The sequence below is a fragment of the Nocardia sp. NPDC051750 genome (assembly GCF_044453135.1).
Classification (GTDB): Bacteria; Actinomycetota; Actinomycetes; order Mycobacteriales; family Mycobacteriaceae; genus Nocardia.
In genome coordinates this window covers 311,535-337,663 of the sequence record NZ_JBITCK010000007.1, presented here as the reverse complement: position 1 = coordinate 337,663, position 26,129 = coordinate 311,535, and the positions used below count along the sequence as shown (strand labels likewise).

At 67.7% G+C, this 26,129-nt stretch carries 25 protein-coding genes; 10 read left to right on the top strand and 15 right to left on the bottom strand.

Annotated features, from left to right (window positions below; translation table 11 throughout):
• The first annotated feature begins 8 nt into the window (after positions 1 to 8).
• The 3 genes from tatB (at position 9) to ACIA75_RS29500 (ending at position 2,112) form a co-directional block, all read left to right on the top strand.
• Entirely contained in the window at positions 9 to 425 is a 417-nt protein-coding gene (tatB, locus tag ACIA75_RS29510; RefSeq protein WP_397109764.1) for a Sec-independent protein translocase protein TatB, read from the top strand.
• 52 nt (positions 426 to 477) lie between these two features.
• Positions 478 to 1,341, top strand: coding sequence for a hypothetical protein (locus ACIA75_RS29505; RefSeq protein WP_397109762.1), 864 nt, complete (start codon positions 478 to 480; stop codon positions 1,339 to 1,341).
• 237 nt (positions 1,342 to 1,578) lie between these two features.
• Entirely contained in the window at positions 1,579 to 2,112 is a 534-nt protein-coding gene (locus ACIA75_RS29500) for a hypothetical protein (RefSeq protein ID WP_397109760.1), read from the top strand.
• Positions 2,113 to 2,152: 40 nt separating this feature from the next.
• Here ACIA75_RS29500 and ACIA75_RS29495 read toward each other — a convergent pair whose 3' ends face one another.
• The 4 genes from ACIA75_RS29495 to dapE form a co-directional block, all read right to left on the bottom strand.
• Complete coding sequence (locus tag ACIA75_RS29495; protein ID WP_397109758.1) at positions 2,153 to 3,094, bottom strand: glucosyl-3-phosphoglycerate synthase; 942 nt, start codon at positions 3,092 to 3,094, stop codon at positions 2,153 to 2,155.
• Positions 3,091 to 3,972 carry a dihydropteroate synthase gene (folP, locus tag ACIA75_RS29490; protein ID WP_397109756.1) on the bottom strand — a complete coding sequence of 294 codons (882 nt, stop codon included), beginning with the start codon at positions 3,970 to 3,972 and terminating at the stop codon, positions 3,091 to 3,093. Before folP ends, ACIA75_RS29495 begins: the two co-directional genes overlap by 4 nt.
• A gap of 110 nt (positions 3,973 to 4,082) precedes the next feature.
• Positions 4,083 to 4,661 carry a TIGR00730 family Rossman fold protein gene (locus tag ACIA75_RS29485; protein ID WP_397109754.1) on the bottom strand — a complete coding sequence of 193 codons (579 nt, stop codon included), beginning with the start codon at positions 4,659 to 4,661 and terminating at the stop codon, positions 4,083 to 4,085.
• The gene (gene dapE, locus ACIA75_RS29480; RefSeq protein ID WP_397109752.1) at positions 4,658 to 5,773 is read right to left on the bottom strand and encodes a succinyl-diaminopimelate desuccinylase; all 1,116 of its coding nucleotides are present in this window, start codon (positions 5,771 to 5,773) and stop codon (positions 4,658 to 4,660) included. Before dapE ends, ACIA75_RS29485 begins: the two co-directional genes overlap by 4 nt.
• Positions 5,774 to 5,832: 59 nt before the next feature.
• On the opposite strand from dapE, the gene dapD reads away from it, so the two are divergent.
• On the top strand, positions 5,833 to 6,780 hold the full coding sequence (dapD, locus tag ACIA75_RS29475) for a 2,3,4,5-tetrahydropyridine-2,6-dicarboxylate N-succinyltransferase (protein WP_397109750.1): 948 nt from the start codon (positions 5,833 to 5,835) through the stop codon (positions 6,778 to 6,780).
• Between the two features lie 120 nt (positions 6,781 to 6,900).
• On the opposite strand, the gene ACIA75_RS29470 is transcribed toward dapD, so the two are convergent.
• The gene (locus ACIA75_RS29470; protein WP_397109748.1) at positions 6,901 to 8,340 is read right to left on the bottom strand and encodes an acyl-CoA synthetase; all 1,440 of its coding nucleotides are present in this window, start codon (positions 8,338 to 8,340) and stop codon (positions 6,901 to 6,903) included.
• 170 nt (positions 8,341 to 8,510) lie between these two features.
• Here ACIA75_RS29470 and ACIA75_RS29465 point away from each other — a divergent pair, with 170 nt between their 5' ends.
• Positions 8,511 to 9,401, top strand: a complete 891-nt coding sequence (locus tag ACIA75_RS29465) for an oxygenase MpaB family protein (protein WP_397109746.1) — start codon at positions 8,511 to 8,513, stop codon at positions 9,399 to 9,401.
• 31 nt (positions 9,402 to 9,432) lie between these two features.
• On the opposite strand, the gene ACIA75_RS29460 is transcribed toward ACIA75_RS29465, so the two are convergent.
• Positions 9,433 to 10,071, bottom strand: a complete 639-nt coding sequence (locus tag ACIA75_RS29460; protein ID WP_397109744.1) for a TetR/AcrR family transcriptional regulator — start codon at positions 10,069 to 10,071, stop codon at positions 9,433 to 9,435.
• Between the two features lie 128 nt (positions 10,072 to 10,199).
• On the opposite strand from ACIA75_RS29460, the gene ACIA75_RS29455 reads away from it, so the two are divergent.
• Positions 10,200 to 11,066, top strand: coding sequence for an oxygenase MpaB family protein (locus ACIA75_RS29455; RefSeq protein WP_397109742.1), 867 nt, complete (start codon positions 10,200 to 10,202; stop codon positions 11,064 to 11,066).
• 7 nt (positions 11,067 to 11,073) lie between these two features.
• On the opposite strand, the gene ACIA75_RS29450 is transcribed toward ACIA75_RS29455, so the two are convergent.
• From ACIA75_RS29450 to ACIA75_RS29430, 5 genes are all read right to left on the bottom strand, one after another.
• Positions 11,074 to 12,024 carry a proline dehydrogenase family protein gene (locus tag ACIA75_RS29450; protein ID WP_397109740.1) on the bottom strand — a complete coding sequence of 317 codons (951 nt, stop codon included), beginning with the start codon at positions 12,022 to 12,024 and terminating at the stop codon, positions 11,074 to 11,076.
• 43 nt (positions 12,025 to 12,067) lie between these two features.
• Positions 12,068 to 13,705, bottom strand: coding sequence for an L-glutamate gamma-semialdehyde dehydrogenase (gene pruA / locus ACIA75_RS29445; protein WP_397109738.1), 1,638 nt, complete (start codon positions 13,703 to 13,705; stop codon positions 12,068 to 12,070).
• A 244-nt stretch (positions 13,706 to 13,949) separates the two neighbouring features.
• A complete protein-coding gene (gene dapC / locus ACIA75_RS29440) occupies positions 13,950 to 15,068 on the bottom strand; it encodes a succinyldiaminopimelate transaminase (RefSeq protein ID WP_397109736.1) in 1,119 nt (372 codons plus the stop codon).
• 12 nt (positions 15,069 to 15,080) lie between these two features.
• Positions 15,081 to 15,404: a ferredoxin gene (gene fdxA / locus ACIA75_RS29435; protein WP_397109734.1), complete on the bottom strand. Its 324-nt coding sequence runs from the start codon at positions 15,402 to 15,404 to the stop codon at positions 15,081 to 15,083.
• 108 nt (positions 15,405 to 15,512) lie between these two features.
• Positions 15,513 to 18,092, bottom strand: a complete 2,580-nt coding sequence (locus ACIA75_RS29430; protein WP_397109732.1) for a bifunctional FO biosynthesis protein CofGH — start codon at positions 18,090 to 18,092, stop codon at positions 15,513 to 15,515.
• Between the two features lie 166 nt (positions 18,093 to 18,258).
• Between ACIA75_RS29430 and ACIA75_RS29425 the strand changes: the two genes are divergently transcribed.
• Together ACIA75_RS29425 and ACIA75_RS29420 are read left to right on the top strand one after the other, a co-directional pair.
• A complete protein-coding gene (locus tag ACIA75_RS29425; RefSeq protein ID WP_397109730.1) occupies positions 18,259 to 18,771 on the top strand; it encodes a PH domain-containing protein in 513 nt (170 codons plus the stop codon).
• A gap of 64 nt (positions 18,772 to 18,835) precedes the next feature.
• Entirely contained in the window at positions 18,836 to 20,422 is a 1,587-nt protein-coding gene (locus ACIA75_RS29420; RefSeq protein WP_397109728.1) for a PH domain-containing protein, read from the top strand.
• 102 nt (positions 20,423 to 20,524) lie between these two features.
• Here ACIA75_RS29420 and ACIA75_RS29415 read toward each other — a convergent pair whose 3' ends face one another.
• Positions 20,525 to 20,875 (bottom strand): hypothetical protein, encoded by a 351-nt coding sequence (locus tag ACIA75_RS29415; protein WP_397109726.1) that lies wholly within the window; start codon positions 20,873 to 20,875, stop codon positions 20,525 to 20,527.
• Between the two features lie 103 nt (positions 20,876 to 20,978).
• On the bottom strand, positions 20,979 to 21,737 hold the full coding sequence (locus ACIA75_RS29410) for a hypothetical protein (protein ID WP_397109724.1): 759 nt from the start codon (positions 21,735 to 21,737) through the stop codon (positions 20,979 to 20,981).
• A gap of 521 nt (positions 21,738 to 22,258) precedes the next feature.
• Here ACIA75_RS29410 and ACIA75_RS29405 point away from each other — a divergent pair.
• A complete protein-coding gene (locus tag ACIA75_RS29405; RefSeq protein WP_397109722.1) occupies positions 22,259 to 23,521 on the top strand; it encodes a mannosyltransferase in 1,263 nt (420 codons plus the stop codon).
• Here ACIA75_RS29405 and ACIA75_RS29400 read toward each other — a convergent pair.
• Both ACIA75_RS29400 and ACIA75_RS29395 read right to left on the bottom strand, forming a co-directional pair.
• A complete protein-coding gene (locus ACIA75_RS29400; protein ID WP_397109720.1) occupies positions 23,469 to 23,756 on the bottom strand; it encodes a 4a-hydroxytetrahydrobiopterin dehydratase in 288 nt (95 codons plus the stop codon). The genes ACIA75_RS29405 and ACIA75_RS29400 overlap by 53 nt on opposite strands.
• A gap of 101 nt (positions 23,757 to 23,857) precedes the next feature.
• Positions 23,858 to 24,034: a hypothetical protein gene (locus ACIA75_RS29395; protein ID WP_168443446.1), complete on the bottom strand. Its 177-nt coding sequence runs from the start codon at positions 24,032 to 24,034 to the stop codon at positions 23,858 to 23,860.
• 151 nt (positions 24,035 to 24,185) lie between these two features.
• On the opposite strand from ACIA75_RS29395, the gene typA reads away from it, so the two are divergent.
• Positions 24,186 to 26,084, top strand: coding sequence for a translational GTPase TypA (gene typA / locus ACIA75_RS29390; protein ID WP_397109717.1), 1,899 nt, complete (start codon positions 24,186 to 24,188; stop codon positions 26,082 to 26,084).
• Positions 26,085 to 26,129 lie beyond the last annotated feature (45 nt).

Below are 26,129 nucleotides of genomic sequence, written 5' to 3'. Positions count from 1 at the left end.
CTGATGAGGTGTTCAGCAGTATCGGGTGGGGCGAGATGCTCGTCCTTCTCGTCGCAGCCCTCGTCATCCTCGGCCCGGAACGTCTACCCGGCGCCGCGCGGTGGACTGCGCGCAGTGTGCGCCAGGTGCGCGATTACGCCACCGGCGCGACATCGCAATTGCGCTCCGAACTCGGGCCGGAATTCGAAGATCTGCGAAAGCCACTCGCCGACCTTCAGGAATTACGTGGGATGTCTCCCCGGTCGGTGGTGACGAAGCATCTTCTGAACGGCGACGATTCCCTTTTCAAGGATCTGGACGGCGCATTGCCGGACAGTAAGAACGTTCTCGGCGCCAGTAGTGGGATGCCGGATTACCCGAAGAGGCAATCGAGTAAACCACTGGAGCACAACGAACGTCCGCCGATCGATACCGACGCCACCTGATTCGTCAACTGCTCTAGACGCCGTTCAGGGGCCTACTGTCTACACTTCGCACATGTCGGCCGATGACGTGGCGCGGATATTCGCGATCGAAGACAAAGTCGAGCGACTCAAGGCCGCGACGGAGGGTGTCGCAGCGGCTCAGCAAACGATCAACGAGCTCACCCGAATTCGGCGTGCGGTGATCAGGGAGTTGCACGCCGAAGGGTGGACTTTCGCCAGAATAGGGGCTGCCGCGGGCCTTTCCCGCGCCCGCATCCACCAGGTGAGTACGCAGGGCCCGGCGCCGGAAGGTCTGTTCTTCGGGCACGGCCCGCTCACCCTCCTGGTCCCGGATACCCGGGCGGGCAGGCTCATGGGCGCACCGGATCCGGCGGCAGCGCCCCGGCTGGCCGAGCAGCTCAAAGAACTGGGATTCGGGGTGACCATCGAACCGTTCGCACCCGGGCGCCCGATCGATCTGATGCGCGACGGCCTCATCGTGCTGGGCGGCCCGGAACTCTCCCCCAGCCTGCGCCAGCTCATCGCCAACGATCCCCGCCTACGGCGGGCGGTGGCCCGGCCGGGCGACGGCCGACGCGGTATCGAAGACCGGGCCGCCCGCCGCATCTACCGCCCGGCCAGCCCCGATCCGCACGATATCGCCTATCTGGCGCGCCTCCCGCGGCTCGATGGCCGGGGGACGATCCTGGTGATCGACGGACTGCACCCGCCTGGCTCGCTCGGCGCGGTCCGGCTGCTGGCGACCCGCTTGGCAACCCTGCACGAGCGTGCGGCCAACCGCCGGTTCTCGGTCCTGATCGGGGTCCGCTACGAACGCGGCACCGGCGAACCGGTGGACGCGGATCTGCTGACGCCGGTCTACCTGCACGACCCGGTGGATTCCCGCTCCCGGCCGCCGGTGCGCCAGCGCCGCTGAGACCGGTATCCGCGATTTCCGCGGACGAGCGAAACCGAACCGGGCACCACATAATCCGACACGCCCGGAATACGCGATAGCGACAACGCATATTCGCCTGTCAACGATATTGCTACGCTGGCGTTACACGGGCCGATCGCCATTGTCGAATTGGCAGGTGTTTCGGCGTCCCGGGAAAACACCTTCGCACCGATAGGTGCATACCCGTGACGATGTCCGGCTCCGACAAGGTAATTCGTGGAGGCGCAGGTGGATGCGTTGATCATCGTGGCGGTAGTTCTGGTCGCGGCCGGATTGCTGGCATCGGTGTTCTTGTGGTTACGCAAACCGGGCTCCCCGGAGACCGAATATGTCACGGTCGCCGAACTGCGGGCCCGTCTGGAACACGAACACGATGTTCCGGGGGAATCCGACGAAGCCGGCGACAGACCTTCCGAAGACCTCGAACCGAGACCGGAACCAGCCACCACCACCGAACCGGACAACACCGCACCGGAGCCGGCGACCGCCACTCCGGCAACCCCCGCCGAATCCGGGGCCGCGGCCGAATCCGGGGCCGCGGCTGAACCGGCGACTACGGGCGGTCCGGAGACATCGGAACCCGCGCCCGCCGGCCAGGAGGCTCCGGATTCGAGCCGAACACCCGCCGGTCCGCGCCAGGAGCAGGCCGGCGACTCCGGCACCGGCTCGGAAGGAACGGTAGAGCGGCCCGCCGCAGGTTCCGGCGAACCCGGCGACTCAGCGTCCGGCACGGGGTCGGCGGACAAGTAACCCGGAACCTGAGCCCTGATCCGCGCCCGGCCGCCCGTGCTCAGGCCGCTGCGACGTCCGGGCGGATCGTGTTCATGGGCGGCCGGTCGACCAGATCCACGGCGGTGCTGTGCGGGGTGAACTCGTCCCCGATCAACGGGAACTGGGTCAGCGCCGCCCCGGAATCCGGTACGCCGCTGCGACCGAGCACCGTGCCGAGAATCTGCCGGCTCATCACTCCGAGATCGGCCAGCGGGCGGTTGCGGTGGGTCCGTACCCCCAGATTGACCTGCCCGATGGCATGCAGGCCCAGCCGGTCGTAGGTATCCAGCAACAACCCGATCTCCACCCCGTATCCGGGGGCGAACGGGACGGCGGTGAGCAGTTCCCGGGTCCCGGCGTACTCCCCGCCCAGCGGCTGCAACACCGAGGTCAGGCCGGGCCGCAACGCGGCCAGCAGGGGCCGGGCCACGAGTTCGGTGACCCGGCCGCCGCCGTGTGCGTCCACCCCGCCACCGTGCCGCAGCGGACGCCGGTAGTACGCCTTGACCAGATGCAGGTCCGGGGTGGTCAGCAGCGGGCCGAGCAGTTTCGGGACGAACGCCGGATCGGGGTCGATCAGATCGGAATCGACGAACGCCACCAGATCGCCGGTGGTCACCGCGAGCGACCGCCACAGCACTTCGCCCTTACCCGCGATCGGTTCGAGCTCGGGCACGGCCTGTTCCCGGCTGATGACCTCGGCGCCGGCCGCCCGGGCACGTTCGGCGGTCGCATCGGTCGATCCCGAATCGAGGACCACCAGCTCGTCCACGAGTGTGCCGAGCAGCGGCCGGATACTGGCCACCACCTCGGCGACCGTTTCCTCCTCGTTCAGCGCCGGCAGCACCACGGAAACGGTGCGTCCGGCCTTCGCGGCGACCAGATCGGCCACCGCCCATTCGGGGGTGTCCCACGTATTCGTCGTCGCCCAACCGGGCTCGTGGTGGTGTGAGAGTTTCATACGAGACCTCGCAGAGTTCGTACCGGGGGCCGGATACCCTGGATCGCGGCAATCATGTCGACTACCCGCCGGGTCGCGGCGACCTCGTGCACCCGGAATACGCGGGCACCGGCCGCCGCGGCCCATGCTGTTGCTGCCAATGTGCCCTCCAGCCGTTCGGAAAGACCGACACCTAACGTCTCTCCGATGAAATCCTTGTTGCTCAGCGCCATCAAGACTGGCCACCCGGTTTTTACAAGAACGTCCGCTGCCCGCAACAGTGCGAGCCCGTGATAGGTGTTTTTGCCGAAATCGTGGGTCGGATCGATGAGAACGGAATCGCGGCGCACTCCGGCCGCCACGGCTGCTTCGGCGGCGCGCACCACGGTATCGGTCACCTCCGCCACCACATCGGCGTAACGCACTCGATGCGGGCGGGTGCGCGGCACGGCACCGCCGGTATGACTGCAGACGATGCCCGCCCCGGACTCCGCGGCCACCGGCACCAGATCCGGATCGGCACCCGCCCAGGTGTCGTTGATCAGATCGGCCCCCTCGGCCACCGCCGCCCGCGCCACCTCCGCACGCCAGGTATCGACGCTGATCAGCAGCTCGGGATATTTCTCCCGGATCGCGGCGACGAACGGCACCACCCGCCGCGTCTCCTCCGCCGCGTCCACCAACTCCCCGGGGCCGGCCTTCACGCCGCCGATATCGACGAGATCGGCACCCTCGCCGACGGCGCGGTCCACGGCCGCCAGCGCCGCACTGTCGCTGAAGGTGGCGCCACGGTCATAGAAGGAATCCGGGGTTCGATTCACAATGGCCATGACAAGGGCGCGATCCGTCGCGACCGCCCGGCCGCACAGCGTCGGTGACGGACGCACGGGCTCGAACATGATCACGAGTCTATGGCGCCGCCTCCCGCGCCCGGGGCCGAGGCCACCTCAGCGTCGCGCTGGAATGACAAATGTGGAACTTGTCATAACCGTGGCGCGACTTCCGGGCCCTAGGTCGCCTCCCTGTCCGGAGCATCGGACGAGGGATAGCCCAACGCGGTGAAGGCTTCCGTGAGATCGGCCGTGACGGTAACGCGGTCGAGAGCATCCTGCGGTACGAAACCACGGTCCCGGAGCTCCGCAAGCCAGGCGAACAGGCCGGTGTAGTGCCCGCCGGGGTCCAGGATCGCCATCGGCTTGGCGTGCTGGCCGAGATGGCCGCCGGTCCATGCCTCGAAGAACTCCTCGAGCGTGCCGATTCCGCCGGGCAGGGTCAGGAAGGCGTCGGCGCGGTCCTCCATCACCTGTTTGCGTTGCCGCATGGTGTCGGTGACCACCAGTTCGTCGGAATCCACATCGGCGACCTCGCGGTGCACCAGATGTTTCGGTATGACGCCGATGGTGTGCGCGCCACCGGCACGTGCCGCCGTGGCGACCGCGCCCATCATCGACACATGCCCGCCGCCGGAGACCAGCTGCCAGCCGCGCCGGGCGATCTCGGTGCCCACCCGCGCCGCCAAGTCCAGGTGGGCGGGGTCGGCGGTGCTGGCGGAGCAGTACACGCACAGCGCGAACGCCTGTGGGTTCATCGCGCTACCTCTGTTCCGGCCTTGTCGGTGAGGTACGCGCGCAGCATGTCGGTCACCGCGGTGATCTGCGCCAGCGGGACGTGCTCGTCCCGTTTGTGCGCGAGATTCGGATCGCCGGGCCCGAAATTCACCGCCGGGATACCGCGGGCCGCGAACCGGGAGACATCGGTCCAGCCGTATTTCGCGCGCACCCCGGCCGAGCCGTGGGCGCGCACCGCGTCGAGGAGGCCGCGGGCCGCGGGAGCGGTCAGCCCGGGTAGCGCGCCGGGGGCCGCGTCGGTGACCGTGAACTCGAGTTCCAGATCGGCGAAGAGCTCGCGGACGTGCTCGATCGCCTGTTCCACCGTCCGGTCCGGCGCGAACCGGAAGTTCACCTCCACCGCGGCCGTATCGGGCACCACATTGCCGGCTACTCCGCCCTCGGCGCGTACCGCCGACAGTCCCTCACGGTAGCGGCAGCCGTCGATATCGACTTCCCGCGCGCGGTACTCCGACATGCGGGTCAGGACCGGCCCGAGCCGGTGGATCGCATTGTCGCCCAGCCACGACCGCGCCGAATGGGCCCGCACCCCCGCCGTGCTCAGCCGTACCCGCAGCGTGCCCTGGCAGCCGGCCTCGATCCAGCCGCCGGATGGTTCCCCGAGAATCGCCAGATCCGCTTCCAGCCATTCCGGGAACTCGCGTTCGATAGTGTTCAGGCCGTTGAATTCGGCGGAGATCTCCTCGCAGTCGTAGAAGATCAGAGTCAGATCATGGGCCGGCTCGGCGATGGTGGCGGCCAGATGCAGGAAGACCGCGTCCCCCGATTTCATATCGACCGATCCACAGCCGTAGAACACCTCCGCGCCGTTTTCGGTGGTGAACCGGCCCGGCACATTGTCCGCGATGGGGACGGTGTCGAGATGCCCCGCCAGCACGACCCGGGTGGGCAGCCCGCGATTCGTGCGCGCGAGCACCACATTGCCGCGGCGGACCACCTCGAAACCGCTGGTCTGGGTGCGTAGCGCCGATTCGACGGCCGCGGTGATCGCGGCCTCCGCCCGGGAGACGCTCGGAATATCGACGAGGGCCGCGGTCAGCGCGACGGGGTCGGCGTGCAGGTCGAGGTTCACGATACGAGCGTAGAGGGGCCGCACCACTCCGGGCCCGCTGGTGGGTAGGCTGCGGTGTCGTGAGCACTCAGGGAGCAACCGCTATCGGCATCGCCACTGTGACCGCGGACGGAACCGTTCTGGATACCTGGTTCCCCAGCCCGCAGCTGGGCGAGTTCACCGAAACCGGCACGGAGCGGCTCACCGAGGCGCCCGCCGACCTGGCCGAACTCGTGGGTCCCGATCCGGCGCGGGGCGTCGAGGTGGTCGCGGTACGCACCACCATCGCCGACCTCTCCGCCGCCCCGGTGGACGCGCACGATGTCTACCTGCGCCTGCATCTGCTGTCCCACCGTCTGGTCCGCCCGCACGCGGTGAGCCTGGAGGGTCAGTTCGCACTGCTGGCCAACGTCGTCTGGACCAACCACGGCCCGGCCGCGGTGGAAGGTTTCGAAACCACCCGGGCCAAGCTGCGGGCCCGCGGTCCGGTCACCGTGTACAGCATCGACAAATTCCCGCGCATGGTCGATTACGTGGTCCCCGCCGGTGTCCGCATCGGTGACGCCGATCGGGTGCGCCTGGGCGCCCATCTGGCCGCCGGCACGACCGTGATGCACGAGGGTTTCGTCAACTTCAATGCCGGGACTCTCGGCACGTCCATGGTCGAGGGCCGTATCTCGGCCGGTGTCGTGGTGGGCGACGGCTCCGATATCGGCGGCGGCGCCTCCACCATGGGCACCCTCTCCGGCGGCGGGAAAACCATCATCTCGATCGGCGAACGCTCACTGCTGGGCGCGAACTCGGGCCTGGGTATCCCGCTCGGTGACGACTGTGTGCTCGAAGCCGGCCTCTACCTGACCGCCGGCACCAAGGTCACCACGCCGGACGGCAAGGTGATCAAGGCCGCCGAGCTGAGCGGCACGAACAACCTTCTGTTCCGCCGCAATTCGCGGACGGGTGCGGTGGAGGTGGTCCCGCGCTCGGGCACCGGCATCGAACTCAACGAGGCCCTGCACGCGCACAACTAGTTCCGGCGGGCAATCCGGCGTGGGTCGAGGGTTCGCCCCACGCCGGATCGCGCATCCAGCACCGGATATCTCAGGTACCGAAGGCGACACCCGTGTGGATGCGTTGCCGCCGCCGACGTCTCATTCGCCGGGTTGTCCGGGCCTGTCCAGCTGTTTCTTCTGCACCTTGCCCATCGCATTGCGGGGCAGCGCCGCCACGAAATGGATCTCGCGCGGGCGTTTGTGGGCCGAGAGATGCCCGGCCACATGGTCGATGAGTTCCTGTTCGCCGGGCGCCACGCCACGCGGGACCACGAAGGCGACGATCCGCTGGCCGAGGTCGGCGTCGGGCAGGCCCACCACCGCCACTTCGGCGACCGCCGGATGCCCGAGCAGCGTCGTTTCCACTTCGCCCGCCCCCACCCGGTATCCGCCGGATTTGATGAGGTCGACGGATTCGCGCCCGACGATCCGGTGGAACCCGTCCGCGTCGATCGCCGCGACATCGCCCGTGCGGAACCAGCCGTCGTCGGTCCAGCACTGCGCGGTGGCCTCCGGGCGGCCGAAGTATCCGTCGAACAGCATCGGCCCGCGAACCTGCAGTCCGCCGATGCTCGTGCCGTCGTGGGGCACGAGCTGTCCGGTTTCGTCGCGCAATCGCGTCTGCACGCCGTCCACCGGCACACCGACCCAGCCGGGCCGCCGCTCGCCGTCGGCGCGGGCGGACAGGGTGATCATTGTTTCGCTCATCCCGTAGCGTTCGATCGGGGCGTGGCCGGTGAGTTCCGCAAGCCGCTCGAATACCGGCGCGGGTAGTGGTGCACTGCCGGAGATCAGCAGCCGGGCGGCGTTCAGCTGTTTCGCGGCATCGGGGTCCTCGGTGATCCGGGTCCAGACCGTGGGCACGCCGAAGTACATGGTGCCCGCGGCCGCCGCGTAGTTGGCCGGGGTCGGTTTTCCGGTGTGCACGAGCGGGCTACCGATCCGCAGTGGGCCGAGCAGCCCGAGGATCAGACCGTGCACGTGGAACAGCGGCAGACCGTGGACCAGCACATCGGCGGCCGTCCACGACCACGCCTCGGCGAGTGCGTCCAACCCGGCCGCGATCGCGCGGCGGCTCAGCACGACGCCCTTCGGTGGTCCGGTGGTGCCGGAGGTGTAGAGCACGAAAGCCGGTGCGCCCGGGTCGGGTTCGGGGTAGGTGTGCCAGGACCGCGCGTGCTGCCGCACCGGCACGACCGGCAGCCCGGTCCCTTCCGGCGCCTCGCCCAGCCAGGCCTGCGCACCGGAATCGGTGAGCATATGGTCGAGTTCGGCGGTACCGGAGTCGGGCGGCACCGGCACCACGGTGACCCCGGCGATCAGGCAGCCGATGACGGCGAGCACCGTCGACGCCGTGGGCCGGGCCAGTACCGCGACCCGTTCGGCCCGCGCGACCCGTTCCGCGACGGAGGTGGCCGCGCCGAGTAGGTCGCTGCGGGACAGTGTCACACCGTCGATGGTGACGGCATCGGGAATATCCATTCCCGCGGCAACAGCTTGGGGATCCAGCGAACGGAGCAGACGGGAGCCGAGGGACATGCGCCCAACCTACTGGCCGGCGCCGCACCGGCTGCGGGGACCTGTCCGATCGCGCCGCGTACCGGTGAGCGAGACAATCCCGGGCCTCCCCTCTAGTGACACTTGACACATTTGTGACACAACGAGAAGGTGATCGGACAACCTTCGCATGCCTTCGAACGGTGCTATCCATGACCAGCTCTCCCGCCGAGGAGCCGACTATTCCGTCCGGCACCGGCACCGGTCACCGACCGGCCACCACTCCAGCCCAGGACCAGGAGCTCGATTTCCGGAAATACATCGACGGCGCCGCCGTTCTCGGTGCCGCCGCCAATGTGATCATGCAACTCGCCACCCCCGGGGTGGGGTACGGCGTCTTGGAAAGTCCGGTCGACAGCGGCAAACTCACCGTGCACCCGGTCAAGCGCACCCGGACCACCCTGACCTACCTGGCGGTGGCGATGCTCGGCACCGAGCCGGAGCGGGTCGCGTATCGCAAGGCGGTGGATACCTCCCATCGCCAGGTCCGGTCGACGGCACAGAGCCCGGTGCGCTACAACGCGTTCGACCGGGATCTCCAGCTCTGGGTTGCCGCCTGCCTGTATTGGGGTGCCCGCGACCTGCGGGAACGTATGCGCGGTCCCATCGACCCCGAAGTGCAGAAAGCGATCTACCGCAATTCCGCACGGCTCGGCACCACCTTGCAGGTGCACCCCGATATGTGGCCGGCCGACGAGGACGCGTTCGACCGTTACTGGGCCGAGAATCTGGCCCAGACGAAAATCGATCCGCCTGTCCGCGAGATGCTGAACGAGATCGTCGATCTGCGGATGTTCCCCCGCCCGGTCCAGCTCCTGGGCGCGCGGTTCAATCGCTGGGTCACCGCGGGCCTGCTACCTGCGCATCTGCGCGAGGAAATGGGTATGCAGTGGTCCGACCGAGACGAAAACCGATTCAACCGGATGCTGCGGGTACTCGGCCGGGTTTCGGCGGTGCTGCCCACACCGCTGCGCAATTTTCCGATCAACGCCTATCTCCTCGACTTCCGGATTCGCCGGAAGCTCGGAATGAAATTGGTCTGATCAGGGATTCCCGATCCGGTTCGAGGTGAATTCAGGAATCTTGGGCAGGCACCCGGAACGAGACCACGACATGATCGCGCGCGTATTTCCGAAGGGCGGCATCGTCGCCCAGCGGGATCACCGTCTGCGGCGTCAGCGCCAGCGACAAGGCGGTACGCGCGATCATCTCGGCGACCGGAAGCGGGTCGTAGGCCGGCAGCTTCCCTTCGCCCTGCAGCCGGGTGACGAACTCGGCAAGATAATCGCGACCGAGTTCGATCACGGGCGCGCCCTGGGTGGTGAGGTACGGCAGCACGATCTCGGGCTCGGTGTCGAGCAGCCGATCCAGCAGTTCGTTGCTGCGCAGACCGTCCAGGAAGGCCACGAACAGTTCGACGATCTGGTCCTCGGCACCAGCGTCACGATCCACCTGGCGCTGCACCGCGGCGTCGACACCCTCGATGAACTCCCGGGTCTGCTGCAGCCCGACGGCTTGGATCAGATCCGATTTACTGGAGAATCGGCGGTACAGTGTGGCCAGCGAGAGCCCGCCACGCCGGGCGACCTCGACCATGCTGGTGCGTTTTATCCCGAAATCGAGAAACGCCTGCAGCGCGGCGGACAGCACCGACTGATCCTGGTCTCGGCGCGGCGATCGCACCAACGGCAGCAAATGAGCCAACGCACCCATCTCGGCACCCTTCCGCGCTCGGTGATGCAATGACCCAGTAAGCATTGCACAATTGCGGTGACGGTTGACGCGACTTCGAGTCAATGAGATGGTTATCATATAATCTTCTCATCAGAAAGAGGTCACCGATGACCGCTCCCTGGCCGACGTCACAGAGCGAGCCCGAACCCCGCCCGCTCTACGCACCCGATTTCGATATCGAGGACCATATCGTCGGGATCACTGCCTTCCTCGGCGGCACCGCGAACGTGATCATGCAGCTGGGCTTGCGGCCGGTCGCCTACGGCGTCATGGAGAGCGACGTCAAGAGCGGCAATGTGATGGTGCACCCCTTCAAGCGGTTACGTACCACCCTGACCTACCTGGCGGTCGCCATGATGGGCACCGAGGAGGAACGCAACGCCTACCGGCTCGCGGTCAACACCTCCCACCGCCATATCCGCACCAAACCCACCAGTCCGGTCAAATACAACGCCTTCGATCCCAAACTCCAGCTCTGGGTCGCCGCCTGCCTGTACTTCGGATTCGTGGACCTCCTGGAAAAAGTCCGGGGCCCGATGGACGAGGCCACCGCCGATACTTTCTACGCGCACAGCATCCGGCTCGGCACCACCCTGCAGGTGCGCCCGGAGATGTGGCCGCCGAACCGCGCCGCGTTCTGGGATTTCTGGGAAGACAACCTGGACAACCTGGAAATCGACGACACCACCCGCGCCTACTTCAACGACCTCATCGACCTGAAGATGCTGCCGCTTCCGGTGCGCTGGATGTCGGCGAAGTTCCACCGGTTCGTCGTCTCCGGCTGCCTCCCCCCGCAGATCCGCGACGCGATGTACATGGATTGGACCGAGAGCAACCAGCGCTGGTTCGACCGCACCATGAAGATCATCGGTTTCACCCTCAAATTCCAACCGCGCATGCTGCGGAAATTCCCGATGAACTACTACCTGTGGGATATGCGCCGCCGCATGCGCAAGGGCAAGCCGCTGGTCTGAACAGGGCTCAGTGCCCCGCCAGCGCGCGGAGGAAGAAAGTCAGGTTGGCGGGACGTTCGGCCAGGCGGCGCATGAGGTAGCCGTACCACTGCGTGCCGTACGGAACGTAGACACGCACGAAATCTCCCCGCCCCGCGAGGCGCAGTTGCTCGTCGGCACGGATGCCGTACAGCATCTGGTACTCCAGTTCACCGGGACCGCGGCCGGTGTGCGCGGCCAGATCGGCCGCCGCGGCGATCAGCGCCGGGTCGTGGGACGCCACCAGCGGCCGGGCCGCACCGGACATCAGCGCGCGCAGGCACCGCAGATACGCGCTGTCCACATCCGCGCGGCGCTGATACGCCACCGTCTCCGGTTCCCGGTAGGCGCCCTTGCACAGCCGGACCCGCGCACCCGCGTTCGCGAGATCGCGGCAGTCGTCCTCGCTGCGGTACAGATACGCCTGCACCACCGTGCCCAGCCAGGGGAACTCCGGACGTACCTGCCGGATCGCGGCCAGGGTCGACGCGGTGGTCGTATGGTCCTCGGCGTCCACGGTGACCCACACTCCCGCCTCCGCGGCCTTGGTGCAGAGAACACGCAGATTCTCGACCGCGAGCGCCGGCCCGTCCGCGCCCACGGACTGCCCGAGCGCGGACAGTTTCACCGAAACCTCCAGCGGCGCCGCCCCGCTCGGTACCGCGCCGGTATCCAGCGCCGCCAGATCGTTGATCAACGCCAGATATTCGGCGACCGCGCTCTCCGCCTGCGCCCGATCGGTGGTGTATTCGCCGAGGAAATCCACGCTCACCGCCCGCCCGCTCGACAGCAGCTCGCGGGCCGCCGCGACCAGCGCGGACCTCGTCTCACCCGGTACGAAACGCCGGACCATGGGCGCGGACACCGGACTGGTGGTCAGCGTCTGTTTCACCCGATCCGACCCGGCCGCCGCCAAGATGGCCGGGCGCAACGGATTCACCGATCCTCCCGCCCGCAGCGGACCGGCACCGCCCGGTGCCGGTTCATTCCCGCTCCATATGCGGATAGCGGTGATCGGTGTGCGGAACGAAGGTCTCCTTCAGCGCCCGCGGGGCCACCCAGCGCAACAGGTTCAGCGGCGAGCCCGCTTTGTCGTCGGTGCCGGAGGCCCGGGCCCCGCCGAACGGCTGCTGCCCCACCACCGCGCCGGTGGGTTTGTCGTTGATATAGAAATTGCCGGCGGCGAACCTCAGCTGCGCGGACGCCAAGTCCACCGCATGCCGGTCCTGTGCGAAAACAGCGCCGGTCAGCGCGTACGGGGCGGCGGATTCCACCTCCGCCAGGATCGACTCGAAGGCACCGGGCTCGCTGTCGTCGTAGAGGTACACCGACAGGATCGGCCCGAAATATTCGGTGGCGAACGATTCGTCGCGTGGATCGTCGGCCAGCAGCACCGTCGGACGGACGAACCATCCCTCGCTGTCGTCACAGCTGCCGCCCACCGGCATCGGCACACCCGCCGACCGGGCTCGTTCGATCGCGCGCGCACTCTTGTCGTACGCGCGCCGGTCGATCACGGCCCCGCCGAAATTCGACAGGTCCGCGACGTCACCGTAGTTCAGCGACTCGGCGATCCCCAGAAAATCATCACCCATCTCCCGCCACAGCGACCGCGGCAGATAGGCACGTGAAGCGGCCGAACATTTCTGGCCCTGATACTCGTACGCACCTCGGACCAGCGCCGTGCGCAGGGCGACCGGATCCGCCGAGGGATGCGCGACGATGAAATCCTTACCGCCGGTTTCCCCGACCAGCCGCGGGTATCCGCGATACCGGTCGAGGTTCGCGCCCACCTGGCCCCACAGGTACTGGAAGGTGGGCGCGGAACCCGTGAAATGAATACCGCCCAGGCGCGGATCGGTCAAGGCGACCTCCGACAGCTCCTTCCCGTCCCCGGTGACCATATTGATCACCCCTGGCGGCAGGCCCGCGGCTTCCAGCAGTTTCATCGTGTAATACGCGGCCAGCGTCTGGGTGGGCGAAGGCTTCCACACGACGGTATTCCCCATCAGCGCCGGGGCGGTGGGCAGATTCCCGGCGATCGCCGAAAAGTTGAACGGCGTGATCGCGTAGACGAACCCCTCCAGCGGCCGGTAGTCGAGCCGGTTCCAGACCCCCGGACTCGACTGCGGCTGCTGCGCCAGGATGTCGCGGGCGAACGACACGTTGAAACGCCAGAAATCGACCAATTCGCACGGCGCGTCGATCTCGGCCTGCGCCACCGATTTCGACTGGCCCAGCATGGTCGTCGCGGCCACGGTCTCCCGCCACGGGCCGGACAGCAGATCGGCGGCTCGTAACAGCACTGCGGCCCGTTCGTCGAACGGCAACGCCCGCCAGCCCGGGGCGGCAGCGGTCGCTGCCTCGATCGCGGCGGCGGCTTCATCGTGGGTGGTATTGGTATAGGTCCCGAGCACTTGCCGATGCCGATGCGGAGCCACGATCTCATGGCGCTCGCCGATCCCCGGACGGTGTTTACCGTCGATAACCAACGGAATATCGAGAGTAACGCCCGAGATCTCGGCCAGCCTGCCGAGCAAACGCTCCCGTTCGGGGCTCCCCGGTGCGTACGTGTGCACCGGTTCGTTCACGGGGGTCGGGACAACTGTGACAGCGTCCATACCCCCAGGCTAGACCCTGTGCTGTGTTTTTTGGCGCGCTGGCGCGCGCGGGGTTTCGGCCCCCCTTGGGCCCTGCTTTCAGCCCTCGAGACTCGCGCCTGCGGCGCATGCGCTTCGAGGGCTGAAAGCAGGGCCGGGCCAAAACCTCCAAGGGCCTCGTAAGACTCGGCACCGCCGCTGGGCACGTTCGTCTTGCTTCCGGGCCAGATCGACGGCAAACGATTTACCGGTCAGCTCGTAACGGCTAGCTGCGCAGGCGGTCGGCTGCTGTGGCTATTCGCTCGTCGGTGGCGGTGAGCGCTATGCGGACGTGCTTCGCCCCGGCGGGGCCGTAGAAATCACCGGGGGCGGCGAGGATGCCGCGGTCGGCGAGCCAGTTCAGGGTGTCGCGGCAGGGTTCGTCGCGAGTGGACCACAGGTACAGGCCGGCTTCGGAATTGTCGATCCGGAAATCGGCGCCCAGCAGGGCGGACCGCAGGATCTCCCGGCGCGCGCGGTAACGCTCCCGCTGCGCGGATTCGTGCTCGTCGTCGCGCAGTGCCGCCGCCATCGCCGCCTGGATAGGGAACGGCACCATCATGCCGGAGTGTTTGCGCACCTCCAGCAACTCGGCCACCAGTTCCGGGTCGCCGGTGACGAAACCCGCCCGGTAGCTCGCCAAATTCGACGTCTTCGACAGCGAATGCACCGCCAGCAAGCCGGTATGGTCGCCGTCGCAGACGCGCGGGTCCAGGATCGACACCGCCGGTTCGTCCCACGACAGACCCAGGTAGCACTCGTCGGAGGCAACGATCGCACCGCGTTCGCGGGCGAAGGAGACCACCTTGCGCAGATGCTCCACACCCAGGACCTTGCCGGTCGGGTTGGACGGAGAATTGAGATAGATGAGCGCCGGGTTCTCCGGCCCCAGGCGGGTGAGCCCGTCGGCCCGCAGGATCCTGGTCCCGGCCAGCAGGCCGCCGACCTCATAGGTCGGATACGCGACCTCGGGAATCACGACCAGATCCGCGGCTCCCAGACCCAGCAGCCTGGGCAGGCCGGCGATCAGCTCCTTGGTGCCGATCACCGGCAGCACGGCCGATTCGGCCACACCCGTGATTCCGAAACGGCGCGCCAGCGCGGCCACAGCGGCGGCCCGCAACTCCGGTGTGCCGTGGGTGGTCGGGTAGCCCGGAACCTCGGACACCGAGTCCAGCGCGGCCCGGATCACCGGGGCTACGGGGTCCACGGGCGTGCCCACCGACAGATCGACGAGACCGCCCGGATGCGCGGCGGCCTTCGCCTTCACGTCGGCGATGGTGTCCCACGGGAAATCGGGCAGTGCCGCGCTCACCCGGGGACGCTGGGAAACCTCAGTGCTCATCTACCGGTCGACCTAGTCTTCGGCCATCGGCGGAAGTTCCTTGATGAACGAGGGGTCGTAGTCGACCTTGCCCAATTTGGTGGCCCCGCCGGGCGAACCGAGTTCGTCGAAGAAATCGACATTGGCGTTGACGTAACCGCTCCACTGATCGGGGGTGTCGTCCTCGTAGAAGATCGCCTCCACCGGGCAGACCGGTTCACACGCACCACAGTCGACGCATTCGTCGGGATGGATGTAGAGCATGCGGCCACCCTCGTAGATGCAATCCACGGGGCATTCTTCGATGCACGCCTTGTCCTTCACGTCAACGCACGGTTCGGCGATGATGTAAGTCACTCCCGCTCTCCTCGTCTTCCTTCTTCTCCGGGTAACTGCGCCCGCGCACAAGTATCCCTGGCGCCCCACACGCTACCCCCGGTGAGCCTGCCCTAATATCCGAGCGACTCAGACGAGTTCCAGGCCCGGCACGGAACCGCGACGCGGTGGGACACCGTAGGTGGTGGTGCGTTCGCGGACCGAGCGGCCGATGCCCTCGGCGATCTCGGTGAGTTCGGCCACTGTTTTCGCCGAGCCGTGCTGGGAGCCGGCCATCCGGGAGATGGTTTCCTCCATCAGCGTGCCGCCGAGGTCGTTGGCGCCGCTGCGCAGCATCACCTGGGTGCCGGTGGTGCCGAGTTTCACCCAGCTCGTCTGGATATTGTCGATCCGGCCGTGCAGCATGATCCGCGCCAGGGCGTGGGCGGCGCGGTTGTCCCGGTTGGTCGGGCCGGGGCGGGAAGCGCCCGCGAGGTAGAGCGGGGCGCTCTGGTGCACGAACGGCAGCAGCACGAATTCGGTGAATCCGCCGGTTTCGTCCTGGATACCGCGCAGTACCCGCAGGTGCCCGACCCAGTGGCTGGGATTGTCGACGTGCCCGTACATCATCGTCGAACTCGACCGGATTCCGACCTGATGGGCCGTGGTGACCACATCGATCCAGGCCGAGGCCGGCAGTTTGCCCTTGGTGAGCACCCAGCGGACCTCGTCGTCGAGGATTTCGGCGGCCGTGCCCGGGATGGTTCCGAGGCCGGCTTCGCGCAACGCGGTCAGCCAATCCCGGACGCTCTGACCGCCGCGCGAGGCGCCGTTGACGATTTCCATCGGGCTGAAGGCGTGCACATGCATCGACGGCACGCGCGCCTTCACCGCCCGCACCAGATCCGCGTATCCGGTGACCGGCAGGTCGGGGTCGATACCGCCCTGCATACAGACCTCGGTCGCGCCGTCCACATACGCTTCCCAGGCGCGGTCGGCGACTTCGCCGGCGCTCAGGGTGAAGGCGTCGGCGTCGCCTTTACGCTGCGCGAACGCGCAGAAGCGGCAGCCGGTGTAGCAGATATTGGTGAAGTTGATATTCCGGTTCACCACGTAGGTGACGTCGTCGCCGCAGACGTCGCGGCGCAACTGATCGGCCAGGCCGGCGACGGCTTCCAGGTCCGGGCCGTCGGCGGTGGCCAGTGCCAGGTACTGGGCGTCGGTGAGGCCGGCCGGATCCTTTTCGGCGGCGCGCAGCGCGGCGAGCACATCGGCGTCCAGTCGCTGCGGCGCGGCGGCGAGATCGCGGACCTGCTCGCGGATCGTGTCCCAGTCGCCGAACGCGTTGTCGATATCGCTACGCGTATCGGTATTGCGCCCGGCCGTATCGATGGCGGTGTTCAGGTCGGTGCGGCCCGTGGATTCCCAGGATTCGTCCGGTTCCTGCCAGGGCAGGCCCACCGGCATCGCGTCCGGCTGCGCCAGCCCGGTCTCCGGATCACTGAGCGCGGCGACATGGGCGCCGATCCGCGGATCGATCCACGGGTTACCGGCGCGCACATATTTCGGATGCGCGGAGGTGCGCTCCACCAGTTCGAAGCCGGCGCTCGCGGTGATCTCGGCGAGGGTGTCGAGATTCGGCCAGGGACGTTCGGGATTGACGTGGTCGGGGGTGACCGGCGAGACGCCGCCCCAGTCGTCGATCCCGGCCTCGAGCAGGGCGCGGCATTCTTCGCCCGACACCAGGTTCGGCGGTGCCTGCACCGAGACCTCGGGCCCGAGGAGCAAGCGGGTGACCGCGATGGTGGCCAGGAATTCCGTCATATCGGCGTCCGGGGCGTGCCGCATGGCGGTGTCGTCCTTGGCGCGGAAGTTCTGCACGATGACTTCCTGGATATGACCGAACGCCTTGTGCTGTTTGCGGATCGCCAGAATCGTGTCCGCCCGTTCGGCCATGTTCTCCCCGATACCCACCAGGATGCCGGTGGTGTAGGGAACCGAGAGCCGGCCCGCGTCGGTGATGGCGCGCAGCCGCACCGCGGGATCCTTGTCCGGGCTGCCGTAATGGCAGTTGCCCTTCTCGGTGAACAGCCGGGTCGAGGTGGTTTCCAGCATCATCCCCATCGACTGGGCGACCGGCTTCAGCCGCGAGATCTCCTCCCACGACATCACCCCGGGATTCAGATGCGGCAGCAACCCGGTCTCCTCGAGCACCAGGATGGACACCGCCCGCAGATAGTCCAGGGTGGAATCGTATCCGCGTTCGTCCAGCCATTGCGCGGCCTCCGGCCAGCGCGCCTCCGGACGGTCGCCGAGGGTGAACAGCGCTTCCTTACAGCCCAGTTCGGCCCCGCGCCGGGCGATATCGAGCACCTCGTCCGGTTCCAGGAACATGCCCCGGCCCTCCGCGCGCAGCTTGCCCGGCACGGTGACGAACGTGCAGTAGTGGCAGGTGTCCCGGCACAGGTGGGTGAGCGGGATGAAGACATTGCGCGAGTAGGTGACCGTGGCCGGGCGCCCGGCGGAGGCGAGCCCCGCATCGCGCACCCGGGCGGCGCTGCGGCACAGATCCGCGAGATCGTCGTCGCGGGCGTGCAACAGCACGGTGGCTTCGTCGGCGTTCAAGGTGACCCCGTCACGCGCCCGGCGCAATGCCCGCCGCATGGCGGACGGGCTGGGCGCAGGGGTCGGAACGGTCGGTTCGGCGAGTTCGGTCACGCCCTCGATCATGCGGCACACATCCGGAACTGTCTCCTCCCAGGTCGTCGAGCGTTCACAACCTCGGTGTATCTCGGGCTATTCCGCGCAGGTCGGGATGGTGGACGGCGAGCGATGAGTCGTCGCTCGATCTTGTTCGAAATACGAAAGCACCGAACAACCGTGCGACGATGAATATATGTCGCCGGACAGCCCGCCACGGTCAACCGATCCACTGCTCGATCCCGCGTGGCGGCCCAGTCCCCGAGCGAAAACCCTGTGGACCTTGGAAATCGCCCTGACCTGGCTCGTCGTCCTCGCCGCGCTGGTCGTCTGGGCTGTACTCGATCCCGATCGCCGCCCCTGGCAGGTGGCCGCGGCGGCGATCGTGCTTCCCGTGGCTGTGCTCGCGACGATCGTAGTGCCCCGGTGGCGATATCGGGTGCACCGCTGGGAAGTGACCGACGAGGCGGTGTACAGCAGAGTGGGCTGGTTGTCGCTGGAAAGCCGGGTCGCACCGATCTCGCGGGTGCAGACCGTGGACACCGAACGTGGTCCGCTGGAGCGGTTGCTGGGACTGTCGACGATCACCGTGACCACGGCGTCCTCGGCCGGCGCGGTGCGGATCGGCCTGCTGGAACGCTCACTCGCCGACCGGACCGTGGCCCGGTTGACCGATATCGCGGCCCGGCACCGCGGGGACGCGACATGATGCGATACCTCCGCCTTCGCTGCGGCCGCCGCGGACCGCATGGACCTGCTCCGAAGGAGTGCCGATGACCGGCTCGGGCGGCGACGGACCGGCCGCCGGAGCTCCACCCGAGACGACGGCGAACGAATGGCAGCGTCTCGATCGCCGGATGCTGCTGGTGCATCCGATCCAGGCGGTCGTGAAGTTCCTGCCCGCGGTGATCGGTGGTGCGATCCTCGGTGTCAGCTCCGGGAATCCGCTGTGGGCCCTGCTGGGGCCCGTCATCGTCGTCCCGTACGGTCTCGCGCTGTGGTTCACCACCACATATCGGATGAGTGCCGGCCACGTCGAACTCCGTACCGGAGTGATCCAGCGGAAACGCTTGTCGGTCCCGCGGGCCCGGATCCGCTCGGTGGATATCGAGGCCGACCCACTGCACCGGATCCTGGGACTGGCCGCCGTCGTGATCGGTACAGGTCAGGAAGCCGGGGCGGACGACAGGTTCACCCTCGACGCACTGGCTGCCGACCGGGTGCGACCGCTCCGCGCCGAACTGCTGGCACACACCCGGGCGCCCCATACGGCGGCCGGCAGCCCGGACGTAGCCTCGCCGGACGAAAAAACCGCTGTCACACCGGAGAATCCCGGCGCGGGCCGGGAGATCGGCCACTGGCGGCCGGAGTGGGTGCGTTACGCACCGCTGTCGCTGACCGGTTTCGCTCTCGCCGCCTCCGCACTCGGTATCGCCGCCCAGTTCGGCTTCGGGGCAGCCGAGATCCGGGTCAGCCGGGAAACGGTGGACAACGTGCGCGGTTTCGGGGTGGCGGCTCTGGTCATCGCCGGTGCGCTGGCCCTGGCCGTTCTGGTGGTGATCGTCAGCCTCGCGGCCTGCGGGCACTACCTGATCACCTATTTCGGCCTGCGAGTCACCGATTACGGCAGCACGCTGCAGGTTCGCCGGGGCTTGTTCACGCTCCGCCAGATCACCCTCGATAGCGCGCGGTTACGCGGCGCCACGATCATCGAACCCCTGCTGCTGCGCTTGGCCGGCGCAGCACAACTCGAAGCGATCATGACCGGGGAAAACCCCCGGCAGAAGATCCTGCCGCAATCGCCGCGCCCGGCCGTCGAACACACCCTGGCCGACCTGCTCCGCCCCCGCCGCCGCACGGGCGCGCCGGATCCCGCCGAACTACCGCACCTTGTCGCACCCGCGCAGGTCCCGCTCACCCCGCACGGACCGGCCGCCCGGCGCCGCCGCCATATCCGGGCGAGCTGGCCGGTGCCACTCACGCTGCTGGTCCTCGCGATATCGGCCGCCGCCGGTTGGCATATCTCCGCCTGGTGGTGGCTGGTCCCGGTCGTGCTCCTGCCCCTCTGCGTTCTGCTCGCCGAAGACCGCTACCGGGGCCTCGGCCATGCCGTCCTCCCGGCGAGTCCCGGATCCCCCACCTGGTTGGTTGCCCGATCGGGCTCCCTCGACCGTGAACGCTCCTGCCTCGAAGCGCCCGGCATCATCGGGTGGACGATCCGGCAGACGTTCTGGCAGCGCAGAGCCGGTCTCGCCACTCTCTCCGCGGCCACCGCCGCCGGCAAGAAGGTCTACTCGATCCCCGATGTTCCGCTCGATCGCGCGCGAACGATCATCGAACAAACCACCCCTGACCTCTAGTTCACCTCGCCGCACACCCACTCCCGGCGGATTCGGCGAGGCCCCCGGAGATTCGGCCAGGGGGCGGAACTCTCAACGGCGCGGGCGGCGCCGAAACTCGCTTCAGGTCTGACAGTGGCGAGTCGGGGCGACCCGAAGGTCCGGCTCGTCCGCGACCACCCGCAGCCCGGGCCGTTCGTCCGGACTGGAATGGTCGCCCATCCAGGACAGCAGTGACCACCGGGACAATCCGGAAAGCGCCGACCCCAGACTCAGGAACGATCCGCTGGAGATCAGCGATCCGAAGGACCCGATCGAACCGATCGACAGCACCGATCCGGCGCTGCCGATCGACAGGATGGAATAGGCCGATCCGATCGACAGAATGGATCCCTCGGAGCGGATCGACAGAATCGACCGGGACGAACGCCGACTCCGAAGGCTGGACTTGTGCGAGTTCTCGACAGTCGCCATAGCCCCCGGTCTACCACAGCATCCCTGACCCGCCCAGCAACAGCGCCGAGTCCAGCGAGGCCCTCGGCGGTCCCATCACGCGCGCGCCAGCGGGCCAAAAACGTCAGCCGACGGTGAAGAAGCCCAGGGTCGGAGCGAACGAGCAGGTGCGCGCTTCGGTTTCGGTGGCCTGCGTGGTGAGCCCGCCGCCGATCACCGCGACGATGCGGCCCGTGCCCGTGTTCGCGATGGCCGAGAGCGTCGCCGGCCCGTCCGGGTTGATCTTCGCCTCATCGGTCAGCACCTCGGTGCCCGCCGCGCCGGTATCGATATTGCGCCACTGCACCGTCATCGCCTGCGGCTGTTCGGGTGTGGGACGTTCCGTGCCCAGGGCCGTGAATACGAAACCGGTCTGACCGGCGGCCGGTCCGGGCGGCGGGAGCTGCGCCGGGCCGGGGACCGCGAGCGCCGTGCCGACCGAATCGCCGGACGGGGCGATGCAGCCCTTGCCGATCGTCGGGTAGAGGAATTGGGCGATCGCCGGCCCGGATTCGGGGATATCGGGTCCGCCGCCGCCGCTGCCGTCCAGGAACGTGATGACCCGTTCCAACGTCGATTTGATCTGCGGGGGCAGATTCATCGTGTCCAGCAGGACGCGGGCCTGGCCCAGGATGGCTGCCTGCGGGCTTCCCGGCGCGGCGATGTTCTGGGCGGCCGGGGCCGGCGCGTTGACGATGGCCGGGGCAAGGGCGGCGAGAACGTCGACCGGGACCCCTTCGGGGACCATCGGGACACTGTTCACCGACGCCTCGGTGGCCGGGGCCGCAACGGCTGTCGCCGGCGCCACAAGGGAGGCGCCCGCCGCAATGGCGAGCGCGGACATTGCGATCCGCGATCCTCGGGTGCGAAGCACTGGTCTGGCCGTCCTTACCTCGGGTACATCTGGGGTGACGCCGAAGAGTCATTGTTTCGGCGTCACTCTAACAGCGTGTCCGACAACCCAGAAGGTTGTCGGACACCGCCCTTCTCGGGCCTCCTCGATTCACACCCCGACCAGGGCATGAACCTCGGTTCCCGCGTTATCCGAGCCGGTTCCGCCGGCACCCTGAGGTTGCCGGTCGGCGCCTTCCCCGTCGGCGGGCATCGACAGCCCGGTCCCCTGCTCGGAGGTCCGGAGTCGCGATCAGCGTACATGTTGCACAGCGCTGCGCTCGGGCACTGCTCACTCGGGGCTCGTCCGTGTCACCGTTGCGCCACCCGACACCCGCACACGATCGAGCCAACCGGTCGCGCGGGACCGGACAACGGTCGGGTTAATGTATTCCGGGCCGGAAACTCCTGCCGATGCGCGCAACCCGCGCCGGGTCCGGCTGCCGACCCGGACCGACTCGAAAGCTCCCTGTCTTGAATCAGCCCAGCGCCCGGACCGATCCTCGGCGATTCACACCATTTCGCCTGGCCCTGGTGGCGCTCGGGATCACCGTCCTGGCGCGGCTGCTGTGGATGCTGCTGACACCCAACGGGATGAACCTGGTCGATCTGCACGTGTACGTGGACGGTTCGGCGTCACTGCTCACCGACCATCTGTACGACTTCACCTACGCGGAGAAGACTCCCGACTTCCCGCTGCCGTTCACCTATCCGCCGTTCGCCGCGGTGGTGTTCTTCCCGCTGCATTTCCTGCCGTTCACTGTGGTCGCCGTGCTGTGGCTGTTCGCGATCGTCGCCGCTCTCTACTGGGTGGTGCGGATCGCGTTCGAATTACTGCTGGGCCCCGAGGCACTCGCCGAGCCGCGGTGGCGTACCGCAACCGTCGCGTGGACCGCGGTGGGACTGTGGTTCGAACCGGTGCGGACGACCATCGACTACGGCCAGGTCAACATCTTCCTGATGCTCGGCGTCATGCTGGCGATCCGCAGTACCCGCTGGTGGATCTCGGGAACGCTGGTCGGCGTGGTCGCGGGAATCAAGCTGACGCCGGCGATCAGTGGCGTGTACTTCCTGGCGCGGCGGCGCTGGGCGGCGGCGATCTGGTCCGGCGTGGTTTTCGGACTGACCGTCGCGAGCAGCTTCCTGCTCAATCCCGAGGAGACCCGGCGGTACTTCGGGACGCTGCTCGGCGATGCCGACCGGATCGGCCCGGTGGGTTCGGTGTGGAACCAGTCGCTGCGCGGTGCGCTGAGCCGGTTGCTGGGGAGCGATGTCGGCACCGGTCCGTGGTGGATCGCCGGCGTGCTGGTCACCGGTGCGCTGGGCTGGTTCGCGTGGCGGGCGTTGCGCCGCGACGATCTCTTGGGTACCGCGCTGATCGTCCAGTTGTTCGGATTGATGATCTCGCCGATTTCCTGGTCACATCACTGGGGCTGGTTGCTGCCGGCCGTCCTGTGGCTGGTCTACGGACCGTTCCGCGAGGTACCGGGCGCGAAGATCCTGGCCGGGTACTGGCTGTTCACGACCTTGCTGGGCGCCCCGTGGGTGCTGTCGTTCCTGCAGGACTCGATCTGGACGATCTCCCGGTGGGGGGTCTGGTCGTGGCTGGGTGCCGTCGACGCGGTCGGTGTGCTGGCCCTCTACGGCTGGACCATCTGGGCGGGCCGGACGGTGTCCCGCACCCCTACCCCGCAAGCCGGTCTATCTCCCGGGCCATCCCCACATCCAGTGCCGTGAGCCCGCCCGCGGAATGCGTGGACAGCGTGAAGGTGACCTTGCGCCACCGGATATCGATATCGGGGTGATGGTTCGCGGCTTCGGCGGCCTCGGCGACGCGGCGGACGAGATCTATTCCGGCCGGGAACGAGGACGCCTCTACGGTACGGGTGAGCGCATCGCCGGCCCGCGACCAGTGGGGAAGAGTGTCCAGTGCGTCGGTGATCTCGGTTTCGGTGAGCAGTGATGTGGTCATATCGCCGAGGTACCCCGCAATCCCGTTCCTACAACAACCCACTGCCGAGCTCGGTGGCGGATGCCGAAGCGAAGGTGAATCACGGGTCGGTGGAAATCGCTTCAGGCGGCCCGCGCCTTTTTCAAGCCCTTCTTCAACTCTTTACCGGTGGCGCCCGTGGCCTCCAGGCGCTTCATCCGCATGATGACCACAGGGCATTTCACACAGCGCGTCTTCTTGCGACAGCACTTCTTCTTCGGCTTGAGGCTCGACACCTCTTTCGCCTTGACCTTGCCCATGCGGGTTAGCATACCCTTACCTTTGGGCGACGCTACCGGCCCACCTCGGCACCGGTAGGGTAGAACCGGCCCAGGATGCCCGGTGAGTCCGTATCTCCCTGTTTCAGGGTCCCGGCCGATAAGCAACAGCCAACCAGCAGGAGGAACCGGCGTGTCGTCTGCACGCGATTTTCGCAATGTCGCCATCGTGGCACACGTCGACCACGGCAAAACGACGCTCGTCGACGCCATGCTGCGGCAGTCCGGCGCCTTCGCCGAACGCGCCGAACTCGTCGATCGAGTGATGGATTCCGGCGATCTGGAGCGCGAGAAGGGCATCACCATTCTCGCCAAGAACACCGCCGTACACCGGCACCATCCGGACGGCAGCGTCACCGTCATCAATGTCATCGACACCCCCGGCCACGCCGATTTCGGCGGTGAGGTCGAGCGCGGCCTGTCCATGGTCGACGGCGTGGTGCTGCTGGTCGACGCCTCGGAGGGCCCCCTTCCGCAGACCCGATTCGTGCTGCGCAAAGCACTGGCGGCGAGCCTGCCGGTGATTCTGGTGGTCAACAAGACCGACCGTCCCGACGCGCGGATCGCCGAGGTCGTCGAGGAAAGCCACGACCTGCTGCTGGACCTGGCCTCCGACCTCGACGACGACGCCGCCGAAGCCGCGGAACTCGCCCTCGACCTGCCGGTGCTCTACGCCTCCGGTCGCGCCGGCAAGGCGTCGAAGGAGCAGCCGCAGAACGGCGAGGTGCCGAACGCGGAGAACCTGGATGCCCTGTTCGAGGTGCTGCTGGAGAACATCCCCGCCCCCAAGGGCGATCCGGCCGCGCCGTTGCAGGCCCATGTCACCAACCTCGACGCCTCCGCGTTCCTGGGCCGGCTCGCGCTCGTGCGGATCCACAACGGCGAGCTCCGCAAGGGCGCGAACGTCGCCTGGATGCATGCCGACGGAGTGAAGAACGTCAAGATCACCGAACTGCTGCAGACCGTCGGCGTCGAGCGGCAGCCGGGTGAGGTGGCGGTGGCCGGCGATATCGTCGCCGTCGCCGGTATCTCCGACATCATGATCGGCGATACCCTCGCCGATCCGGAGGAACCGGTCGCGCTACCCCGCATCACGGTGGACCAACCGGCCATCTCGGTGGTCATCGGCACCAACACCTCGCCGCTGGTCGGCCGGGTGCAGGGTCACAAGCTCACCGCCCGCATGGTGAAATCGCGGCTCGACCAGGAACTGGTGGGCAATGTCTCACTGCGCGTGCTCGATATCGGCCGGCCGGATGCCTGGGAGGTCCAGGGCCGCGGTGAACTCGCCCTGGCCATCCTGGTCGAACAGATGCGGCGCGAGGGTTTCGAACTGACCGTCGGCAAACCGCAGGTGGTGACCCGGCAGGTCGACGGCAAGGTGCACGAGCCCTACGAAGAGCTCACCATCGACTGCCCCGATGAATACCTGGGCGCCATCACCCAGCTGCTGGCCGCCCGCAAGGGCAAGATGGTGCAGATGAACAACCACGCCGCGGGCTGGGTGCGGATGGAGTTCATCGTCCCCTCGCGCGGGCTGATCGGGTTCCGTACCGACTTCCTGACCGAGACCCGCGGCACCGGTATCGCCAATGCCGTCTCGCACGGTTACGCACCGTGGGCCGGCGAGATCCGGGCCCGGCACACCGGGTCATTGGTGTCCGACCGGTCCGGCAGCGTCACCCCGTTCGCCATGATCCAGCTGGCGGACCGTGGGCAGTTCTTCGTGGAACCGGGCGCGGACACTTATGAGGGCATGGTCGTCGGGGTCAATCCCCGGGCCGAGGACCTCGATATCAATGTCACCAAGGAGAAAAAGCTCACAAATATGCGCTCCTCCACCGCGGATGTGATGGAGACGCTCGCCAAGCCGCTGCAGCTGGACCTGGAAGCGGCCATGGAATTCTGCGCCGCCGACGAATGCGTCGAGGTGACGCCGGAAGTCGTGCGGGTGCGCAAGGTCGTGCTGGGCGCCAATGAGCGGGCGCGGGATCTGTCCCGCCGCAAGGCCCGCGACCGGGCCGCGCTGTAGCCGGTTTCGCGGCGAACGTGGTGGCACGGGTTTGGGTAGAGTCCC

What these genes read in the sequence shown, in the direction of transcription:
- ACIA75_RS29505 (WP_397109762.1), top strand. Translation starts at nt 478, where the DNA reads ATGTCGGCCGATGACGTGGCGCGGATATTCGCGATCGAAGACAAAGTC.
- ACIA75_RS29395 (WP_168443446.1), bottom strand. Translation starts at nt 24,034, where the DNA reads ATGGGCAAGGTCAAGGCGAAAGAGGTGTCGAGCCTCAAGCCGAAGAAG.
- pruA (WP_397109738.1), bottom strand. Translation starts at nt 13,705, where the DNA reads ATGGACGCTGTCACAGTTGTCCCGACCCCCGTGAACGAACCGGTGCAC.
- ACIA75_RS29485 (WP_397109754.1), bottom strand. Translation starts at nt 4,661, where the DNA reads ATGAACCCACAGGCGTTCGCGCTGTGCGTGTACTGCTCCGCCAGCACC.
- ACIA75_RS29420 (WP_397109728.1), top strand. Translation starts at nt 18,836, where the DNA reads ATGACCGGCTCGGGCGGCGACGGACCGGCCGCCGGAGCTCCACCCGAG.
- ACIA75_RS29460 (WP_397109744.1), bottom strand. Translation starts at nt 10,071, where the DNA reads ATGGGTGCGTTGGCTCATTTGCTGCCGTTGGTGCGATCGCCGCGCCGA.
- ACIA75_RS29455 (WP_397109742.1), top strand. Translation starts at nt 10,200, where the DNA reads ATGACCGCTCCCTGGCCGACGTCACAGAGCGAGCCCGAACCCCGCCCG.
- ACIA75_RS29495 (WP_397109758.1), bottom strand. Translation starts at nt 3,094, where the DNA reads ATGAAACTCTCACACCACCACGAGCCCGGTTGGGCGACGACGAATACG.
- ACIA75_RS29415 (WP_397109726.1), bottom strand. Translation starts at nt 20,875, where the DNA reads ATGGCGACTGTCGAGAACTCGCACAAGTCCAGCCTTCGGAGTCGGCGT.
- ACIA75_RS29410 (WP_397109724.1), bottom strand. Translation starts at nt 21,737, where the DNA reads ATGTCCGCGCTCGCCATTGCGGCGGGCGCCTCCCTTGTGGCGCCGGCG.
- ACIA75_RS29425 (WP_397109730.1), top strand. Translation starts at nt 18,259, where the DNA reads ATGTCGCCGGACAGCCCGCCACGGTCAACCGATCCACTGCTCGATCCC.
- folP (WP_397109756.1), bottom strand. Translation starts at nt 3,972, where the DNA reads ATGTTCGAGCCCGTGCGTCCGTCACCGACGCTGTGCGGCCGGGCGGTC.
- ACIA75_RS29400 (WP_397109720.1), bottom strand. Translation starts at nt 23,756, where the DNA reads ATGACCACATCACTGCTCACCGAAACCGAGATCACCGACGCACTGGAC.
- dapC (WP_397109736.1), bottom strand. Translation starts at nt 15,068, where the DNA reads ATGAGCACTGAGGTTTCCCAGCGTCCCCGGGTGAGCGCGGCACTGCCC.
- ACIA75_RS29465 (WP_397109746.1), top strand. Translation starts at nt 8,511, where the DNA reads ATGACCAGCTCTCCCGCCGAGGAGCCGACTATTCCGTCCGGCACCGGC.
- ACIA75_RS29430 (WP_397109732.1), bottom strand. Translation starts at nt 18,092, where the DNA reads ATGATCGAGGGCGTGACCGAACTCGCCGAACCGACCGTTCCGACCCCT.
- ACIA75_RS29470 (WP_397109748.1), bottom strand. Translation starts at nt 8,340, where the DNA reads ATGTCCCTCGGCTCCCGTCTGCTCCGTTCGCTGGATCCCCAAGCTGTT.